The 3,616-nt window shown below is 64.6% G+C and carries 4 protein-coding genes and 1 pseudogene; all 5 read right to left on the bottom strand.

The genetic code is table 11. The annotated features are described in order from the left end of the window. Positions 1-197: pseudogene (locus tag DTW89_RS18835) on the bottom strand (energy transducer TonB); the annotation flags it as partial. Positions 198-297: 100 nt separating this feature from the next. Further along, the gene (locus tag DTW89_RS18840; RefSeq protein WP_081739418.1) at positions 298-570 is read right to left on the bottom strand and encodes a (2Fe-2S)-binding protein; all 273 of its coding nucleotides are present in this window, start codon (positions 568-570) and stop codon (positions 298-300) included. A gap of 98 nt (positions 571-668) precedes the next feature. After that, positions 669-1,808: an alpha-hydroxy acid oxidase gene (locus tag DTW89_RS18845; RefSeq protein WP_114657042.1), complete on the bottom strand. Its 1,140-nt coding sequence runs from the start codon at positions 1,806-1,808 to the stop codon at positions 669-671. 98 nt (positions 1,809-1,906) lie between these two features. Further along, entirely contained in the window at positions 1,907-2,596 is a 690-nt protein-coding gene (locus DTW89_RS18850) for a Fe2+-dependent dioxygenase (RefSeq protein WP_114657043.1), read from the bottom strand. 28 nt (positions 2,597-2,624) lie between these two features. Beyond that, on the bottom strand, positions 2,625-3,616 hold a 992-nt coding region (locus DTW89_RS18855), incomplete at its 5' end, for a TonB-dependent receptor (protein WP_114657044.1).

The following is a 3,616-nucleotide window of genomic DNA, read 5'->3' on the forward strand; positions in this document are numbered from 1 at the left end:
GGCGGCGCGACCCTGGGGGCCGGTGGTGCAATGAATTCGCTCAGCAACTCTGCGGGCACGATCACCTCTGCCGCACGGCGCAGCAAACCCGATTGCAGGGCCCAAAGCCCTGCCACATGCAGCATCACCACCGAACCCACGATCACGGCATTGCGGCTCACGCCCCCGACAGGGGCAAAACGATCTCGTTGGGACATATAAAAATGATAGCTGCCAGCGCTTGATGGACAAGGGCCAATGCCCAAAAATGTTCAGATTACTTGCGAAAGATCCACCAGGTCGAACCGGCGACAAAAATCAGACTGCCCGCGAGTGTAGAGAGGAGTTCCATGCTTTGCTTTCCCGAAGAGAGTTGGCAAGCTGAACCGGTTGTACCGCAGTCTCATTGTGCAGCGCGGCAACCGGGCTTGTTGCGCTGCATTGCGCCACCACGTCGCGGGCGCAGCTTTCGCAGCATCCGCATTGGGTGGCCACGCCCAGCTCGAACTGGATATCGTCGAAACTCATTCCTGCACGCGCATGGCGGGCAATTTCACGGTCGGAAATTCGGCGGCAAACACAGACGATCATGGCGGCAGGCAGTTTGGCTGGCTGTTGTTGATGCATTGATTATAAATGCGAATCTATCGTATTTGCAATAAATCATGACTGCCGACAGGGAAATGGGGTTAAAGGTCGCCGCCTTGGGGGAGGTCTGCATTCAGCAGCGCCTGCGATGCATCGGCCAGCGTGGCGCAGCCGGTGAGGGCCATGGCAATCTCCAGTTCGTCGCGCAACAGGCGCAGCACATGCGCCACACCGGCGGCGCCGGCATTGGCCAGGCCCCAGATGGCAGGGCGCCCCACCAGCACCGCCGACGCACCCAGCGCCATGGCCTTGAGCACATCGGTGCCGCGCCGGATGCCACCATCCACCACCACCGGCACCGCGCTGCCCACGGCCTGCACCACACGCGGCAGGGCGCTGGCGGTGGCGGGTGCGGTGTCCAGCGTGCGCCCGCCGTGGTTGGAGACGATCAGGCCCGCCGCGCCCGCCGCCACCGCCTGGCGCGCGTCGGCCGGATGCAGCACGCCCTTGAGCAACACGGGCAGGCGGGTGATGGACTGCAGCCAGGCAATGTCGTCCCAGGTGGGGGCTTGGTGCAGCAGGCCGTCAAACAGCGCGCTTTGGCCGGGGCGCAGCTCGGTTGCAGTGGGTGCCTGCAAGCCCGCAAGGTTGACCGGGCCCACGCCGGGTGGCAGCCGAAAGCCCGCGCGCCGTTCGCGGTCGCGCACGCCGCTGGTGGGTGCGTCCACGGTCAGCACCAAGGCTTCGTATCCGGCGGCTTCGGCGCGCTGCACCAGCGCCTGGGTGAAGCCCCGGTCGTGCTGCAGATACAGCTGAAACCACAGGGGGCCGCGCCCGCGGTCGGGCAGCACTGCTTGCGCAACGGCCTCCAGCGACACGCTGGCCTGGGTGCTGAGCACCACGCCCGCGCCCAGCGCCGCCGCCGCGTAGGCCATGGCCAGCTCGCCGTCGGGGTGGGCCAGGCGCTGAAAGGCAATGGGCGCCAGCAGGATGGGGTGCGCCAGCGTGCGGCCCAGCAGGCTGACCCGGGTGTGGCCCCCCGCCAGCGGCCGCAGCACGCGCGGCCACAGCGGCAGGGCCTCCCAGGCGCTGCGGTTGGCGCGCAGGGTGATTTCGTCGGCGGCACCGCCGCTGAAGTAGGCCCAGGCGTTGTCGTCCAGATGCTGGCGTGCGTGCGCCTCATGGTCTGCGAGGTTGACGATCTCGGGCGAAACCTTGTGCCGTGCGGGAATAGGGGGCATATAAGCAAAAATAGCACCTGGCGCTTATCCAGTAAGCGCAAGGTGCTATATAAATAAAAGCATTTTGGTTGGGTGTGACACTGCGGGGTGCCGCCGCCTCACACATCGGCCCACATACGCAGCAGATTGTGGTACGTGCCCGAGAGCGCGATGACCGAAGGCTCTTTTTCGCCATGGGCCTGGCGCAGTTTGAGCAGCGACATGTCCATGTCGAACAGCAGCTGGCGCTGTTCCAGCCCGCGCACCATGCTTTCCACCCAGAAAAAGCTGCTGATGCGGTGCCCGCGCGTCACCGGCGACACCTGGTGCACCGTGCTGCTGGGATACAGGATCATGTCGCCCGCAGGCAGCTTGATGCGCTTTTCGCCCAGGGCTTCGGCAATCACCAGCTCGCCGCCGTCGTAGTCCTCGGGCGGTGTCAAAAAAAGCGTGCACGACAGGTCGCTGCGCACCCAGCAGTTGTCGGCCTTGGAGTGCATGACGGCGCTGTCGACATGGTTGCCATAAAAGTTGGCGCCATCGCCGTAGTTGTTGAACAGCGGGTTGTAGATGCGCCGCGGCAACGCCGCTGAGAAGAAGAGGGCGTTGCGGTGCAGCGCCGCCTTCACCATGGCCTGCAGCTGGGTCGACAGCTCGCTGCCTTGCCCCAACTGCAGGTTGTTCTTCTGGTGAATGGCCTGGCCGCCGGCGCTGCGTGCTCCTTCAATCCACGGGGCTTGGGGCCCGAGGGCTTGCCTGAAGAAGGCTATTTCTTCAGGGGTCAGAACGTCTTTGATGTGCAGGAACATGGTGCGGGGCCGTGGGCCAGGGTCAATGTCAGAAGCGGGTTTTGAGGGTGACCTGAACCGAGCGTGCTGCGCCCGGTGTGTAAAAGCCCCGGTACAGCGCATCGGCGTAGACCCGGTCAAACAGGTTGCTCACGTTCAACTTGAGCGAGGTCTTCTCGTCAAACGCGTATTCGACCATGGCGTCCACGGTGCTGAAGCCGCTGGCGTAGTAGCTGCGCTGGCCTTCGGGGTTCTGCTTGCTACGGTAGGTCAGGCCTGCGCCCACCCGAACGCTGGAGGTGACCGCATAGGTGCTCCAGAAACTGCCGCTGTGCTTGGGCGTGAGGCCGGGGCGATCGCCCTGCACCTGGGCGCCTGTGCCGGTGGAGTTCCGTGCCACGTTGCTCTGGTCAATCTCGGCGTCAGGAATCCAGGTGTGGTTGAAGAAGACTTCCCATTTCGGCGTAATCCGGCCGGCCAGGTTGAACTCCATGCCCGCGGCGTGGCGCTTGCCCGACAGCAGTTCTTGCTGGGCGGCGGTGTCGGGGTCGGTGTTGCGCTCGTTGTATTTCTCGCTGTAGAACGCGGCCACGCCCAGCAGGGCGCGGCGCTCGAACAGCTCGAATTTGCCACCGATTTCGATGTTGCGGCTCTTTTCGGCCGGCGTGTTGGCAGAACGTGCGGTGCTGCTGCTCAAGCCGGGACTGAACTGGTAGGTGTCGCCCGAGGTGTTGTACGAGGTGCCGTACGACAGGTAGTAAGAAGACAGCTCATCGGGCTGGAAGATCAGGCCGGCGCGCGGGCTGAAAAGGCTGTCGGAGCGGTCGCTGCTGAGGCTGCCATTGGGATTGCGGTAGGAGGCCTTGAAGTCGTCATAGCGCAGGCCCGCCACGAGCTTGAGGGTGTCGGTGAGCGATACGGTGTCCTGGAAATACAGGCCCAGGTTGCGGGCTTGGAAGGTGTTCCATTGCACGGGTGCACGGCCATCCGCCACGCCCACGCCGTTGTCGGGCGTGCCCACGGTGGTGGTGGGGCGGGGGG

Source organism: Acidovorax sp. BoFeN1 (assembly GCF_003345135.1).
Classification (GTDB): domain Bacteria; phylum Pseudomonadota; class Gammaproteobacteria; order Burkholderiales; family Burkholderiaceae_C; genus Acidovorax; species Acidovorax defluvii.

Coding starts and splice junctions, on each gene's coding strand:
- DTW89_RS18850 (WP_114657043.1), bottom strand. CDS start 2,596: ATGTTCCTGCACATCAAAGACGTTCTGACCCCTGAAGAAATAGCCTTC.
- DTW89_RS18840 (WP_081739418.1), bottom strand. CDS start 570: ATGATCGTCTGTGTTTGCCGCCGAATTTCCGACCGTGAAATTGCCCGC.
- DTW89_RS18845 (WP_114657042.1), bottom strand. CDS start 1,808: ATGCCCCCTATTCCCGCACGGCACAAGGTTTCGCCCGAGATCGTCAAC.